This is a genomic window from Micromonospora sp. R311 (assembly GCF_056780015.1).
Genome location: NZ_JBSWCE010000002.1, coordinates 225,214 through 239,028, shown reverse-complemented (window position 1 = coordinate 239,028; position 13,815 = coordinate 225,214). Strand labels below are relative to the sequence as shown.

The following is a 13,815-nucleotide window of genomic DNA, read 5'->3' as shown; positions in this document are numbered from 1 at the left end:
AGCGACCGTTCCTTCGGGACGAAGAACCGGTGCCGCTATCCTCCGGCCGTGCAGGGAGAGTTTCGCCTTCGGCAAATGGTTGGCCGGGTTGGGCATGCGGCGGATGTCGCTGTCGCGGTTGAGGCGGCAGACCGTGACGAGGTGGACGTCTCCCCGGATGCCCTTGCCTGGTTGCGGGATGCCTACGGGCCGCGAGCTGTGATCGATCGGCCGGTCAATGGTCGGTTGGTGGCTGAGGCGGTTGAGGGCGTGCGGTATGCGCTTGCCCGCTTGGAGGGATCTGGTGGCTACAAGGTCACGGTGACGAAGATTGTAGATATGCCGGTGGACACTGCTGACGGTGACGTGAAGGTCGCGGCTGCCCATGCGGTGTGCGTCGCGCTGGGTATGAGGCTGGAACCACCGCCGCGTGTTACGACGGACGGCGCGGTCTTTCCCGCATAGCTCGACTCTGCGCGGCGTGCCCGATGCGTGCCGTCGGCCGGGTGACCAACCGGGTGACGATCGGGACGGACTCCGGCGGACGAGCAGGGACATTGATGGACGGTTCCAGCAGGCCAACACCTATGGAATGGCAGGTCAGCGCCCCGTGTTTCCTGGTCGCCTGCGTGGACAGACCGTGCCGGCGCCTCCGGGCCAACCGGCCTCAGTCGTCGGCCGTTTTGAAGGTTTAGCCGGGTTACCCTGCCGATATCGCGGATAAGTTTCAACCGTTGGTTCAACGATACCGTTGAGGGAATGACTGCTGCTATCAAAGCCGCCGCCCATGTCGTCGACGCCGCTACCGTCATGAGCCTGCTCCCGGCCCGGCCGCGGCTGCTCGCCCTGGGTGAGCCCACCCACGGCGAGGACGTACTGCTCGAACTGCGAAACGACCTCTTCCGGCAACTCGTCGAGCAGGAGGGCTACCGGACGATCGCGATCGAGAGCGACTGCATGATGAGCCCGGTCGTGGACGACTACGTCACCTCGGGCACCGGCACCCTCGACGAGGTCATGGAGCGCGGCTTCAGCCACGGGTTCGGCGCGTCCGCGGCCAACCGCGAGCTGGTGCGCTGGATGCGCGCGTACAACGACGGCCGGCCCGGGTCGGAGCGGCTACGCTTCGCCGGTTTCGACGGCTCGCTGGAGATCACCGGCGCGGCGAGCCCCCGGCAGGCCCTCACCGCACTCCACGCCTACCTCACCGCCCGGGTTGACGCCGACCTGCTTCCCTGCACCGCGGAAACGCTCGACCACCTGCTCGGCGCCGACGACCGGTGGACCGATCCCGCCGCCATGATGGACCCGTCCCGGTCCGTGGGGCAGACGCCCGAGGCCAACCAGCTGCGGCTGCTCGCCGACGACCTGGTGGCCCTGCTCGACACGCAGACGCCACACCTGGTCGCGGCGTCCTCGCGGGACGATTGGGACCGGGCGCGCCGGTACGGTCGTACCGCCGTCGGGCTGCTGCGATACCACTTCTGGATGGCCGACACGTCACCGGGCCGGATGGCACGGCTGCTGGGCCTGCGGGCTTCGATGATGGCCGCCAACCTGCTCGCCATCGCCGAGCGGGGCCCGGCGCTGGTGCACGCCCACAACGGACATCTCCAGCGGGCCAGGAGCACGATGCGGATGGGCGACCTGCCGCTCGAATGGTGGAGCGCCGGGGCGATCGTCAGCGCCCAGCTGGGCGAGGGGTACGCCTTCCTGGCCACGGCCCTCGGCACGATCCGCCACCACGGTGTGCAGACTCCTCCCCCCGACACCATCGAAGGGCTCCTGTACGCGCTCCCCGAGGACCGATACGTCGTCGACGCCCGCCGACTGACCGCTCTCCTCGGCGACGTGACGCCCGCTCCCCGCGTCTCCCCCTGGTTCGGCTACTCCCCGCTGGACCCGGCCCACCTGGCGAGCATTGACGCCATCGTGTTCGTCAAGGACGCCCCCGCGGGGCGGACGTGGTGGCCGGTGGCGTGATCATCGACAGGCGACGCCGGGAAGCGCTGGGGCGACCAGGTCAGCGGGCCGCCCCGGCCAGCGCCTGCGTGATCACGTCGGTGACCAGCTGCGGTTGGCTGATCATGATGACGTGGGACCCTTCGGCCTCGGTGATGGTGGCCTTCGCCCGCTGAGCCATCGAGCGGAGGACGTCGGTGCCGGCCGCCTTGTCGCCGGTCGGGACGACGGACCAGGCGGGCAGGTTCTTCCAGGCGGGCGGCCCGGACTTCTCCGAGAACCCCAGAATGGAGATCGCGCGCTGGGTGGCGGCCATGACGGCCGCGTCCTTCTCCGGGACGTCCCTGGCGAACGCGTCGTGGAACTTGGCGGGGTCGATGCGGAGCTCGACCTGCGTGCCGTCGGCCGTCGGGTACTGCACCTCCTGTAGCGCGGTGACCAGGACGCTGTCCTTGGAGCCCTGCTCGATGTCCATCAGGCTCTCACCCTCGTCCGGGGCGAACGCGGCCACGTAGACCAGGCCGACGACGTTGTCGACCTGGGAGACGGCGTTGGTGACGACCGCCCCGCCGTAGGAGTGACCGACCGCGAGGACCCGGCCGGGGATCTGCCTGATCGCGCTGGCGGCGTAGGCGGCGTCCGCGGAGAGGCTACGCAGCGGATTGGAGATCGCGATGGCGGGCACGCCGGCGGCCAGCAGGCGCTCGATGACACCGTTCCAGCTGGAGCTGTCGGCAAAAGCACCGTGCACCAGGGCCACGGTGACGTCGGCTGGCATGTCGCTCATGGAAACCTCCGTTGTATCGGGCCGCCCCCGGCCCACGGTTCACCCCGCCGGGCAGGGGCCAGGGGCGACCGCCGCGAGAGCCGAGCAAGCCGAGGCGACCATCCATCTGGTGGCGCCGGCGGGTCGAAGGAGGCCGGGTGCGAACGGCGGGCGGAGTCGATAGTCGTCACCAGGCTAATCGAGCTCCGGCGGCTGGTCAGGCGATCGGCGAGCCGTCCGCCGGGGGTGGCGTCCCGGCCGCCACCCCTGGCTCGGCCGCAGGCCCCGGGTAGCCGAGGCCATCGGTGCCGATCCAGGTGGCGAGGCATACCTCGTTTCCCTCGGGATCGGCCAGCACCCACCAGGACGGGGCCATCGCGTCGCTGACGACCCGGCCACCGGCGGCGACCGCGGCGGCGACCCGTGCCTCGGCCTCGTCGTGCGGCAGCCAGACGTCGAGATGGATCCGGTTGCGCTGCGGGCGGGGCGCATCCATCTGTTGGAAGCAGACGACGGGCTTGCGGCGGTGTCTGTCGTTCAGCTCCTCGACCGGACCACCGTCGCCCCGGTCGGCACAGCGGAGCACGGCACGCCAGAAGGGAACCACCCGCGAGATGTCGAGCGCGTCGATGACGATCACGACGTTCTGCACCTCGGCCGGTTCGGCCACCAGTCCGAGCTGCTCCGCCGCGGCGGAGATGAGCCGGGCCCGCTCGACGTCACGGCTGCTCAGCCCGTCCGGACCGGGGGCGGTGGTGAAGAGACGCACGAAGACGCCGTCCGCTCGCAGGTCGACGTCGGGGGCGTGCTCGTCCAAGCCGGGAAGCTCGGCGACGGCCTGCACGAAGCGGGCTCCGGTGGGGAACGAACCGGTGCGGAAGTAGGCACAGGCCCCGCCGTCCGCGACCCGCCAGTCCGCGACCCCGATTGAGTGGTGGAACTGCCGTGCGGTGACCTGTTCCGTCATGCGTTGGCCCCTGGCGTGGCACCTGTTGTGGATTCGGCACGGGACAGTTTCCGGATCATCCAGCGCACGCCCTGATGGACCAGGACGCCGACCGCGGTGTTGGCCACGGCGAGCCCGGACGCGCCGAGCAGCCCCGGCCCCACCGGCAGCACGTCGGTGGCGACCAGCAATCCGGGCCAGGCCAGCGCGGCAGCGGTCAGCGACGAGCGCCACCAGCGCCCGGCCACCAGGCCGAAAAGGATCAGGGTCGGGATCATCGCGGGCACCCCCTCGCTGCTGTCCAACGTACGCCCCTCGGCAGGCGGGCGAACCAGCAGCGAGCCGGGCTTCTCGTGGCGCGCGGCCGAGGCTCAGGGCGTCTCGCCGAAGACCGCGACCGCGATCTGGTAGCCGTCGAAGGCCCGTGCCGCGCCGGCGTACGCCGCGAGGTGGATGAAGAGTTCCACGATCTCCTCCTTGCTGACGCCGGACGCCAGCGCGATCCGGAGCTGCCCCCGGAGCGGCTCGTGGGTGCCCAGGGTGGCGGCGACGGCGACCGAGACGAGGGCCCGGCTGCGGGTGTCCAGCCCCGGTCGTGGCCAGGAGTCGCCGAACGTGTGCAGGGTGGCGAGCCGCCGGAAGTCCTCCCCGACCGCTGGCTCGCCCTGACCGAGCGGCAGGACGAGGGGAGCGCCGAGCAGCTGTTCCGCGGTGTCGAGCGCCTGCCGGTAGCGGTCCGGCTGGTCGGTCATGTCGTGCTCCCCTCGCAGGGTGGCGGTCCCGTCCGGGCCTGTGCCAGTGCGCCGGCGCCGCCCGACAGCGGGGCAGAGGCTTCCCCGCCGAGCCGGCCGGTATTCCTGCCGGACGACTCCCACGGCTAGGGTCCGAGGCATGTTCACCAGTCCACAGGTCAACGTCTATTCGCAGGACGTCGCCCGGGCGGTCGGGTTCTACCGTGCGCTGGGGTTCGCCGAGACGTTCCGGACGCCGCGCGAGGGGACGCCGATCCACGTCGAACTGGTGCTCGACGGGCTCCTGGCCACCGTGGTCACGCCGATGGTCCGCACCGTCACGACCGACGGGGGACGGCAGATCTCCCTGCCCGCCCTCGTGCCGCTGTCCCCCGCCGAGATCGGCCTGAAGCTGACCCTCGGCACCGACGCACTGCTCCAGGCGCTCGACCGGGCGGCGGTGAACGAAGTCCTCGACCCGGGCCGGCCGAGCACCGTCTGATCCCGGGCGGGTCTGTCCGCCGGGCGCGCCGCCGCAGCCCGGGCCGGCCGGGCCGGCGCACGCCCTCGTCAGCTGATGTAGTGCAGGATCACGTTGTGTACGTGGTGGCTCTTCTGGGCACCGCGGAACTCCACCTCATAGGTGTGCGTGCCGACGTGGATGGCGATGGCGCCGGTGGAGAAGAACGACCCGCCCCACGACTTGTTGCTCACCACGCTCACGCTGGTGATCTTCGAGTACGGGATGCTGGTGATGGCGTACCGCTTGCCGATGAAGGAGCGGTCCTGGATGATCACGCGCCGGTCGGTCAGCCCGATGAAGCCGGTGCCGGTGCCGACCGCGTCGTAGACGGCGATGATCTGTTCTCCGTCGAGCAGGCCGCTCTGGATCTGCTGGAACTGCTCCTTGCGGTCATAGGTCGCGTTCGCCATGCCCTCACGGTAGGCCCGGCGCGCCACCGGCAAGATCGTCGTCGGCGCGGGCGGAAACGACGAACTCGCCGTCACCCTGCCCCACCGGCTCCCCGCGCCAGCCGCCGTGGATCCGCTCGACGGTGAACCCGGCCGAGCGCAGCGAGCCGCGCAGTTCCGCCTCCGTGCGGAACCGCAGCGTGGCCGAGCTGAGCAGCTCGGCACCGTCGGGGAAGAGGTAGTGGTGGACGAAGCTCACCGCGCCGCCCGCCACCGCGGTGACCTCGGTCCAGGCGCGCACCACGCTGCCGTCCGCCAGCGTGATCCGCCGCCGGGAGTCGACCGGGTTCCACCGCTCCCACCGCCGGTCGGCCGGGTCGCGCGCGTCGAAGACCAGCCGGCCGCCGGGCACCAGCGCCCGGCGCAGGTCGGCGAGGGTGTCCGCCCAGCCGGCGTCGTCCACGAAGAACTGCGCCACGTGGCTGGTCATCACCGCCACGTCGAACGCCCGCCGCGGCAGCACCGCAGAGGTGCCCTCGATCCAGGTCACCCGTTCGGCGCCCGGCTTGGCGCGGGCGGCGGCCAGCGACGGGCCCGCCGGGTCGACCCCGGTGACCGGGTGCCCGGCGGCGGCCAGGGCGAGGGCGAGCCGGCCGGTCCCGCAGCCGAGGTCGAGGACCCGGGCGGCGGGCGTCTCCTCGACCACGGCGAGGAAGTAGTCGTCGTCGCGCGACCAGGGGCACTCCGCGTCGTAGACGGTCACCAGCCGGGGGTGGCGGAACTCGCCGTGTCTCATCAGAGCGGATCATGCCACCCGGTGGCGGGTCAGCACGACCCCGGCGCGGCACCGGCTCGGCCGCCGCGGTCAGCCGGCGTTCGCGTCGGTCGCCGCCCGGACGAACTCGCGGACCCGGGCCGTGGTGTTGGCCTCCCGCCAGACCAGGCCGCGCCGGATCGGCGGTGCGTCGTGGATCGGCACGTAGGCGAGGTCCGGGCGGGGGTAGTAGTGCCGGGTGTGCTCGCCGACCGGCAGCACGCCCCGGCCCATCGCCACCAGGGTCAGCATCTCCGAGAACGTGCTGCCGGTGGGGCCCTTCGGCACCGGCCGGCCGGACGGGGTCTGCTCCGGGGTGCGGTCGCGCTTGAACTCCGCCGAGGTCACCGCCGGGTACTGCACCACCGGGTGGTCGGCGAGTACCTCCAGGGAGATCGACGCCGCGCGGGTCAGCGGGTGCCCGGCCGGCACCGCGAGCACCCGGTTCTCGGTCAGCAGCGGCGGGCCGCAGGCCATGCCGTCGAACGGGTACGCCGCGATGAGCAGGTCGACCGAGCCGTCCACCAGGCTCGCCCGCGAGCTGTGCAGCTGCGCCTCGTGCACCTCGACCTGGCACTCCGGGTGCCGCTCGGCGAACAGGGCGACCGCCTTGAGCAGCACCGGCGCGGTCCACTCGCCGAGGAAGGCCACCCGCAGCCGCCCGGTGACGCCGCGCCCGGCGTCGACGGCCCGGCGTACCGCCTCGTCCATGCCGGCGACCAGCGGGGCGAGGTCGTCGGCGAGTTGCCGGCCGATCGGGGTGAGCTGGACGACCCGGCTGGTCCGCGCGAAGAGCGGGGCCCCGATCCGGCGTTCCAGCTTCTTGACCACGTGACTGACCCGCCCGGTGGTCACCCCGAGCCGCTCCGCCGTGCGGCCGAAGTGCAGGTGGTCGGCGAGGGTCAGGAAGGTCTCCAGCTCGTACCGTTCGAGCACGTCACGTCCCATCGTTGAGCCAGGATCAACGATCATAGCCCGATCATGGCTTGGTCGCCGTCGCGCCACGGCGGATCGTGAAGGGCATGACGACGACGACAGTCACCGACTACCTGGCCGGCCTGGACGGCCCGCTGCGGGAGATCGGCGAGAAGCTCCGCCCGGTCATCGAGTCGGCCCTGCCGGGCGCGACCGGCGCGATGTGGCACGGCCACCCGGTCTGGGGCCTGGGGGAGAAGCCGGGCCAACGCGCGATCTGCCTGGTCAAGGCGTACGGCGGGTACGTCACCTTCGGCCTGTGGCGGGGGCAGGAGGTCGACGACCCGTCCGGGCGGCTGGCCCCGGGCGCCCGGCAGATGGCCTCGGTGAAGCTGCGTGCCCTCGCCGACGTCGACCCGGGTCTGTTCACCGACTGGCTGGGCCAGGCGTACGGGCTGGAGGCGAGGTGAGCGCGGTGCGGGTGACGGGCTTCGACCACCTGGTGCTCAACGTGACCGACGTCGAGCGCTCTCTTGACTTCTACTGCGGAGTGCTCGGGCTGGCTCCGGTCCGGGTGGACGAGTGGCGGGCCGGCACGGTGCCGTTCCCCTCGGTACGGGTCAGCCCCGAGACCATCGTCGACCTGGTGCACCGGCCGCGCGGCGAGTCGAACGTCGACCACTTCTGCCTGGTGGTCGCGCCGCTCGACTGGGCGGAAGTGATCGAGTCCGGTGCCTTCACGGTGCTGGAGGGCCCGGTCGGCCGGTTCGGGGCGCGGGGAAGCGCGACCTCGATCTACGTGCGGGACCCGGACGGCAACTCCGTCGAGCTGCGCTGGTACCCGCAGGACGCAGACGGCTGAACCAGGGGGTGCACGGGAAACCGAACTCGCGGCCCGGGCCGGCCCGGCCGACCACCCGGAACCGCCGCTGTCGCTCGTGTTCCGGTGGGGCATGGAGGTGCCCCACCGGAACCACGGCGCGGGGGAGCCGGCCCGGCTCGCCGGAACGGTCCGGTGCGTTGTCACGGCGTGGCGCGGACCGTTCGGCGGCTCAGCGCGACGGCTGGCGGGTCCGGTCCGGTGACGGCCCGGGCCGCTGCCCGGCGTCGCCGGACAGCAGGCCGGCCCAGTCCGAACGACCGGCCCAGTCCGGGCCGCCGGTGCGGACCGGCTCCGGCGTCTCGCGTGGGCTGCCCAGGCCGAGACCTTCCGCGCCCAGCGGGCGGTCCTGGCGTGTCGGCGGCGGGAGCACCTCGTCCGGCACCAGTGCCGCGGGTGCCTCGGCGGCGGCCGGCTCCGGCCAGCGCTGCCAGCGGCGGATGCTCACCACCCCGACGAGCAGCAGCGAGCCCACCAGCAGTGTCGTCCCGGTGCGCACGGGGGCGGCCAGGTCGACCTGGTGGCCGATCAGGATCGGCTGGTGGTCGAACAGGTTCAGCACCGCGGTGGGGCTGATCAGCAGACCCAGGTAACTGGCCGAGTAGACCAGCCCGGTCAGCGCCGCGCCCAGCGGGGAGAACCGGAGCGTGGCGATGAGCCCGAGCAGGACCCCGGCACCGGCCAGCACCAGGGTCGGTCGAACGAAGTCGCCGCTGTCCAGTGAGCCGCCGTCCGCTGCGTTCGCGAACGCCTGCGCCGACCCGGTTTGGCCGAGGGCGAAGAGGAGCCAGGCCAGCGGACCGACGACGGCTGCGGCGATCACGGTTCCGATGTGTCGCATCCGGGCAAGGTACCGATCTTGCGGATCGATCAGCAGACCCATAAGCAAAACTTAAAGTCGCTCTCCCGCCGCACTGGGCGCCGCGACCGCCGGCCACGCCCGGAAGTCGTACCGCTCCTGCTCGCGCTCCCGGCCGCCGACGAAGGTGGCCGCCCGGGGCGTCGGCGTGCGTCAGGCCTCGGTGACCGCGCGGTAGGCGTCCTCGATGCGGGCGGCCAGCAGGACCTCGCCTTCGGTCAGCGGCGCGTTGCCGTGCCCGACCCGGATCTGGGTCTGGTCGGCCCGGCGGCTGATCTCCGGGCGCAGGTGCAGCGCGTCGGCGACCACCTTGACCCGCTCGGTCAGGGCCGCGTGCTGGGTGTCGTCGATGACGAGAGTGCGTCGGATCTGCTCGCCCTCGCGGATCCATCCGCTCAGCAGGGCGAGGGCGTCGCTGAGGTAGTCGCGCTTCGCTCGACCGCTGAACAGCGCGCGCATCACCGCACCTCCCAGGCGCCGTTGCCGGCTTGTGGCCAAATCGTCGCCGTCCCGTGTCTTGTCGGTGCCCTCTAGTCTGTCGTCGCACGGTGGGTGTGTCCACGCCCACACTTCCGTGTTCTCCTGGCCTGACGGTCGACCAAGGTACCCAAACCGCCGATTGATCTGGCACGCTGGACGGCCGTGCGGACCGAACGGGCTAACGACGGCGGGCAGTTCGAGCGACGGGACCTGAAGGTCATCGTCGGGGCGGCCATCATCGAGGACGGGCGGGTGCTGGCCTGCGCCCGCGCCGCCCCGCCCGAGGTCGCGGGCATGTTCGAGTTCCCCGGCGGCAAGGTCGAACCGGGCGAGAGCGAGACCGCCGCGCTGGCCCGTGAGTGCGCCGAGGAACTCGCCGTACGGGTGGAGATCGGCGAGCGGGTCGGCCGCAACGTCCGGATGGCCCACGGCCGCTCGGTGCTCAAGGTGTACGCGGCCCGTCTGCTGCACGGCGACCGCCCCCAGGCCCTGGAGCACTCGGCGCTGCGCTGGCTCTCCGCCGCCGAGCTGGACGACGTCACCTGGCTGCCCGCGGACGCCCCGATCGTCGCCGCGCTGCGCCCGATGCTCGTCCGGCGCTGACCGCCCGCCGAACCGGACGGGCGGGCGGAAACGGGACGGGGGCCGCCGGCAGTCGCCGCGGCCCCCGTCATCGCTGTGGTCCTCAGTGCTTGTCCTGCTCCGGGTGGGCGAAGTTCAGGTGCTCCGGGGGCAGCGGGAAGGTCACGTCGTCGCCGAACGGCGAGGGTGCCGCCGCGCGGTCGAAGGTGAGCTCGGTCAGCGGCAGCTTGCCGCGGTCGTCGACCGCCGGGGCGGTCGGCCTCGGCACCTCACGGTGCCAGTTCACCCCGCGCTGCGCCTGCGCCTCGGCACCCGGGTCGTGCGAGCCGCCCGCGTGCGAGTGCACCCCGGCGGGGCTGCCGGCGGGCGCCGCCGAGCCCGGACGGGGGGTGGTCACGCTGGTCTGGGGCGTCTCACCCCGACGGAAGATCTTGCTACCAAGCCACACAAGGGGATCGTACCTGCGGTCCACGACCCGCTCTTTCATGGGGATGATCCCGTTGTCCGTGATCTTGATGTGCTCCGGGCAGACCTCGGTGCAGCACTTGGTGATGTTGCAGTAGCCGAGCCCCTGCTCCTGCTGTGCGTACTCCTTGCGGTCGCTCTTCGTGTCGAGCGGGTGCATGTCCAGCTCGGCGGCCCGGATGAAGAACCGCGGCCCGGAGAAGGCCGGCTTGTTCTCCTCGTGGTCCCGGATCACGTGGCAGACGTTCTGGCACAGGAAGCACTCGATGCACTTGCGGAACTCCTGCGAGCGCTCCACGTCGACCTGCTGCATCCGGTAGTCGCCGGGCGCCAGGTCGGCCGGCGGCGCGAAGGCCGGCGTCTCGAGGGCCTTCTCGTAGTTGAAAGAGACGTCGGTGACCAGGTCCCGGATGACCGGGAAGGTGCGCAGCGGGGTGACCGTGACCGTCTCGTCCGCCTCGAAGGTCGACATCCGGGTCATGCAGCTCAGCCGCGGCTTGCCGTTGATCTCCATCGAGCAGGAGCCGCACTTGCCGGCCTTGCAGTTCCACCGGCAGGCCAGGTCCGGGGCGTCGGTGGCCTGGAGCCGGTGGATCACGTCGAGGACCACCTCGCCCTCGTTCACCTCGACCATGTAGTCCTGCAGGTCGCCGCCGCTCTCGTCGCCGCGCCAGATGCGGAACTGGCGCTTGGTGCCGGCCTCGCCGGCCCCCGGGGACTTCTGCTCCGCCATTACTTGCCCGCCTCCTCGGCCTCGGCGTCGACGACGAGGGCGTCGAACTCGGCGAGCTCCTCGTCGGTGAGGTACTTGGCCAGCTCCGCCCGGTCGAAGAGGCGGATCAGCTCGGCGCGGATCTTCGGCAGCGGCTTGCGCTCCAGCCGTACGGTGTCGCCGTCGAGCGAGCAGACCAGGTTGACCCGGCGCCACGCCGGGTCCATCGCCGGGAAGTCCTCCCGGGTGTGGCCGCCGCGCGACTCCCGCCGCTCCAGCGCCGCCTTCGCGGTGCACTCCGACACCAGCAGCATGTTGCGCAGGTCCAGCGCCAGGTGCCAGCCCGGGTTGTAGCGGCGGCCGCCGGCCGCGCTGACCTTGGCCACCCGCTCGCGCAGCTCGGCCAGCCTGCTCAACGCGTCCTCCAGCTCGCCCTCGCGGCGGATGATCCCGACCAGATCCCCCATCACCGCCTGGAGGTCCTGCTGGAGGGTGTACGGGCTCTCGCCGGTGTCCCGCTGCAGCGGCGCCAGCGCCGTCTCCACCGCGGCCTCCACCGCGGCGACGGCCACCTTCGGCCGGGCGGCCAGCCCGTCGGCGTACGAGGCGGCGTGCCCGCCCGCGCGCTTGCCGAAGACCAGCAGGTCGGACAGGGAGTTGCCGCCGAGCCGGTTGGAGCCGTGCATGCCACCGGAGACCTCACCGGCGGCGAAGAGCCCTCGCACGGTGCCGAACGCCGCCCCGGAGTCCGGCTCGACCTCGACCCCGCCCATCACGTAGTGGCAGGTCGGGCCGACCTCCATCGGCTCCCTGGTGATGTCGACGTCGGCCAGCTCCTTGAACTGGTGGTACATCGACGGCAGCCGGCGGCGGATCTCCTCGGCCGGCAGCCGGCTGGCGATGTCCAGGTAGACGCCGCCCGCGGGGGTGCCCCGGCCGGCCTTGACCTCGCTGTTGATCGCCCTGGCCACCTCGTCGCGGGGCAGCAGCTCCGGCGGACGCCGGTTGTTGTCCGGGTCCTTGTACCAACGGTCCGCCTCGGCCTCGTTGTCCGCGTACTGCTTGCGGAAGACGTCGGGGACGTAGTCGAACATGAACCGCTTGCCGTCGGAGTTCTTCAGCACGCCACCGTCGCCGCGCACCGACTCGGTGACCAGGATGCCCTTCACCGAGGGCGGCCAGACCATGCCGGTCGGGTGGAACTGGAGGAACTCCATGTTGATCAGCGTGCCGCCGGCGCGCAGCGCCAGTGCGTGCCCGTCCCCGGTGTACTCCCAGGAGTTCGAGGTGACCTTGTAGGAGCGGCCGACGCCGCCGGTGGCCAGCACGACGGCCGGCGCCTCGAAGAGGATGAACTCGCCGGACTCCCGGTAGTAGCCGAACGCGCCGGCGACCCGGTCGCCGTCGAGCAGCAGCTCGGTGATGGTGGTCTCGGAGAAGACCTTGATCCGGGCGTCGTACGAGCCGTGGTCGCGCTTGTCCTCCTGCTGGAGGGAGACGATCTTCTGCTGGAGGGTGCGGATCAGCTCCAGGCCGGTCCGGTCGCCGACGTGCGCCAGCCGTGGGTACTCGTGGCCGCCGAAGTTGCGCTGGGAGATCTTCCCGTCCTTGGTGCGGTCGAAGAGCGCACCGTACGTCTCCAGCTCCCAGATCCGCTGCGGCGACTCCTTCGCGTGCAGCTCGGCCATCCGGAAGTTGTTCAGGAACTTGCCGCCGCGCATGGTGTCGCGGAAGTGCACCTGCCAGTTGTCCCGGCTGTTCACGTTCCCCATCGCGGCGGCGGCGCCGCCCTCGGCCATCACCGTGTGCGCCTTGCCGAACAGCGACTTGGAGATGATCGCCGTCTTCTTGCCGGCGAGCCGGGCCTCGATCGCCGCGCGCAGGCCGGCGCCGCCGGCCCCGATCACGACGACGTCGTAGTGGTGTCGTTCGATTCGAGTGGTCGTAGTCATGTCCAGGGGCCCTTTAGTTGATGAACCGCAGGTCGTTGAACCAGCCGGCCGCGACCGCCATGACGTAGAAGTCGGCCAGCGCCAGGGTGCCGAGCGTGATCCAGGCGAGCTGCATGTGCCGGACGTTGAGCCAGGACACGCCGGTCCAGGCGCGGTAGCGCAGCGGAGCCTTCGAGAAGTGCTTGAGCCGCCCGCCGATGATGTGCCGGCAGGAGTGGCAGGAGATGGTGTACGCCCAGAGCATGACCACGTTGCCGAGCAGGATGAGGTTGCCCAGCCCGAACCCGAAGCCCTTCGGGGAGTGGAAGGCGTAGATCGCGTCGTAGGTGTTGATGATCGAGATGATCGCGGCGGCGTAGAAGAAGTAGCGGTGCAGGTTCTGCCCGAGCAGCGGGAACCGGGTCTCCCCGCCGTACGCCTTGTGCCCGTCCGGCACCGCGCAGGCCGGCGGCGAGAGCCAGAACGACCGGTAGTACGCCTTGCGGTAGTAGTAGCAGGTGAGCCGGAACAGCAGCAGGAACGGCAGGGTGAACGCGGCGTCCGGGATGACCCACCAGCCGGGCAGGTACTGCCCGAAGTGCGACGCGGCCGGCAGGCACCGGTCGGTCACACAGGGGGAGTAGAACGGGGTGAGGTAGTGGAAGTCCTCGACCCAGTACCACTTGTGCATGAAGACCCGGACCGTCGCGTACGCGACCCAGGCGCTGAGCCCGACGACGGTGATCAGTGGGGCGAACCACCAGCGGTCGGTGCGCAACGTCTTCGCCGCGATGGCGGCGCGGCCCCGCGCTCCCCGCGGCTTCGTTGCCGTTGATGTCATTCGAGTCGTCTCCCTGACGGGGCCCGCACGCGCGGGCGGA

18 protein-coding genes are annotated in these 13,815 nt (G+C 71.5%); 6 read left to right on the top strand and 12 right to left on the bottom strand.

Annotated features, from left to right (window positions below; translation table 11 throughout):
• Positions 1–48 precede the first annotated feature (48 nt).
• Together AC1WTP_RS02500 and AC1WTP_RS02495 are read left to right on the top strand one after the other, a co-directional pair.
• Positions 49–444 carry a hypothetical protein gene (locus AC1WTP_RS02500; protein WP_481647607.1) on the top strand — a complete coding sequence of 132 codons (396 nt, stop codon included), beginning with the start codon at positions 49–51 and terminating at the stop codon, positions 442–444.
• A 294-nt stretch (positions 445–738) separates the two neighbouring features.
• Positions 739–1,962: an erythromycin esterase family protein gene (locus AC1WTP_RS02495; protein WP_481647606.1), complete on the top strand. Its 1,224-nt coding sequence runs from the start codon at positions 739–741 to the stop codon at positions 1,960–1,962.
• Between the two features lie 40 nt (positions 1,963–2,002).
• On the opposite strand, the gene AC1WTP_RS02490 is transcribed toward AC1WTP_RS02495, so the two are convergent.
• From AC1WTP_RS02490 to AC1WTP_RS02475, 4 genes are all read right to left on the bottom strand, one after another.
• A complete protein-coding gene (locus tag AC1WTP_RS02490; RefSeq protein WP_481647605.1) occupies positions 2,003–2,728 on the bottom strand; it encodes an alpha/beta hydrolase in 726 nt (241 codons plus the stop codon).
• A gap of 196 nt (positions 2,729–2,924) precedes the next feature.
• Positions 2,925–3,674 carry a VOC family protein gene (locus tag AC1WTP_RS02485; RefSeq protein ID WP_481647604.1) on the bottom strand — a complete coding sequence of 250 codons (750 nt, stop codon included), beginning with the start codon at positions 3,672–3,674 and terminating at the stop codon, positions 2,925–2,927.
• Positions 3,671–3,931: a hypothetical protein gene (locus tag AC1WTP_RS02480; RefSeq protein ID WP_481647603.1), complete on the bottom strand. Its 261-nt coding sequence runs from the start codon at positions 3,929–3,931 to the stop codon at positions 3,671–3,673. The genes AC1WTP_RS02485 and AC1WTP_RS02480 overlap by 4 nt, the downstream gene beginning before the upstream one ends.
• 93 nt (positions 3,932–4,024) lie before the next feature.
• Positions 4,025–4,405 carry a carboxymuconolactone decarboxylase family protein gene (locus AC1WTP_RS02475; protein ID WP_481647602.1) on the bottom strand — a complete coding sequence of 127 codons (381 nt, stop codon included), beginning with the start codon at positions 4,403–4,405 and terminating at the stop codon, positions 4,025–4,027.
• A 139-nt stretch (positions 4,406–4,544) separates the two neighbouring features.
• Here AC1WTP_RS02475 and AC1WTP_RS02470 point away from each other — a divergent pair, with 139 nt between their 5' ends.
• Positions 4,545–4,886 carry a suppressor of fused domain protein gene (locus AC1WTP_RS02470; protein ID WP_481647601.1) on the top strand — a complete coding sequence of 114 codons (342 nt, stop codon included), beginning with the start codon at positions 4,545–4,547 and terminating at the stop codon, positions 4,884–4,886.
• A 68-nt stretch (positions 4,887–4,954) separates the two neighbouring features.
• On the opposite strand, the gene AC1WTP_RS02465 is transcribed toward AC1WTP_RS02470, so the two are convergent.
• The 3 genes from AC1WTP_RS02465 to AC1WTP_RS02455 form a co-directional block, all read right to left on the bottom strand.
• Positions 4,955–5,317 carry a PH domain-containing protein gene (locus tag AC1WTP_RS02465; protein ID WP_167179686.1) on the bottom strand — a complete coding sequence of 121 codons (363 nt, stop codon included), beginning with the start codon at positions 5,315–5,317 and terminating at the stop codon, positions 4,955–4,957.
• A 4-nt stretch (positions 5,318–5,321) separates the two neighbouring features.
• Positions 5,322–6,092, bottom strand: a complete 771-nt coding sequence (locus AC1WTP_RS02460) for a class I SAM-dependent methyltransferase (protein ID WP_481647600.1) — start codon at positions 6,090–6,092, stop codon at positions 5,322–5,324.
• A 69-nt stretch (positions 6,093–6,161) separates the two neighbouring features.
• The gene (locus tag AC1WTP_RS02455) at positions 6,162–7,046 is read right to left on the bottom strand and encodes a LysR family transcriptional regulator (RefSeq protein ID WP_481647670.1); all 885 of its coding nucleotides are present in this window, start codon (positions 7,044–7,046) and stop codon (positions 6,162–6,164) included.
• A gap of 86 nt (positions 7,047–7,132) precedes the next feature.
• Between AC1WTP_RS02455 and AC1WTP_RS02450 the strand changes: the two genes are divergently transcribed.
• The gene (locus tag AC1WTP_RS02450) at positions 7,133–7,495 is read left to right on the top strand and encodes a DUF1801 domain-containing protein (protein WP_481647599.1); all 363 of its coding nucleotides are present in this window, start codon (positions 7,133–7,135) and stop codon (positions 7,493–7,495) included.
• A 5-nt stretch (positions 7,496–7,500) separates the two neighbouring features.
• Positions 7,501–7,887, top strand: coding sequence for a VOC family protein (locus AC1WTP_RS02445; RefSeq protein ID WP_481647598.1), 387 nt, complete (start codon positions 7,501–7,503; stop codon positions 7,885–7,887).
• A 190-nt stretch (positions 7,888–8,077) separates the two neighbouring features.
• On the opposite strand, the gene AC1WTP_RS02440 is transcribed toward AC1WTP_RS02445, so the two are convergent.
• Together AC1WTP_RS02440 and AC1WTP_RS02435 are read right to left on the bottom strand one after the other, a co-directional pair.
• Positions 8,078–8,746: a hypothetical protein gene (locus AC1WTP_RS02440; protein ID WP_481647597.1), complete on the bottom strand. Its 669-nt coding sequence runs from the start codon at positions 8,744–8,746 to the stop codon at positions 8,078–8,080.
• 171 nt (positions 8,747–8,917) lie between these two features.
• Positions 8,918–9,223, bottom strand: a complete 306-nt coding sequence (locus tag AC1WTP_RS02435; protein WP_481647596.1) for a 4a-hydroxytetrahydrobiopterin dehydratase — start codon at positions 9,221–9,223, stop codon at positions 8,918–8,920.
• Positions 9,224–9,406: 183 nt separating this feature from the next.
• Between AC1WTP_RS02435 and AC1WTP_RS02430 the strand changes: the two genes are divergently transcribed.
• Positions 9,407–9,847, top strand: coding sequence for a (deoxy)nucleoside triphosphate pyrophosphohydrolase (locus AC1WTP_RS02430; protein WP_481647595.1), 441 nt, complete (start codon positions 9,407–9,409; stop codon positions 9,845–9,847).
• Between the two features lie 82 nt (positions 9,848–9,929).
• On the opposite strand, the gene AC1WTP_RS02425 is transcribed toward AC1WTP_RS02430, so the two are convergent.
• From AC1WTP_RS02425 to AC1WTP_RS02415, 3 genes are read right to left on the bottom strand one after another with little or no spacing between them, the layout of a single operon-like run.
• Positions 9,930–11,024: a succinate dehydrogenase/fumarate reductase iron-sulfur subunit gene (locus AC1WTP_RS02425; protein ID WP_481647594.1), complete on the bottom strand. Its 1,095-nt coding sequence runs from the start codon at positions 11,022–11,024 to the stop codon at positions 9,930–9,932.
• Positions 11,024–12,955: a fumarate reductase/succinate dehydrogenase flavoprotein subunit gene (locus tag AC1WTP_RS02420; RefSeq protein WP_481647593.1), complete on the bottom strand. Its 1,932-nt coding sequence runs from the start codon at positions 12,953–12,955 to the stop codon at positions 11,024–11,026. Before AC1WTP_RS02420 ends, AC1WTP_RS02425 begins: the two co-directional genes overlap by 1 nt.
• Positions 12,956–12,968: 13 nt before the next feature.
• On the bottom strand, positions 12,969–13,775 hold the full coding sequence (locus AC1WTP_RS02415) for a hypothetical protein (RefSeq protein WP_481647592.1): 807 nt from the start codon (positions 13,773–13,775) through the stop codon (positions 12,969–12,971).
• Positions 13,776–13,815: the final 40 nt, after the last annotated feature.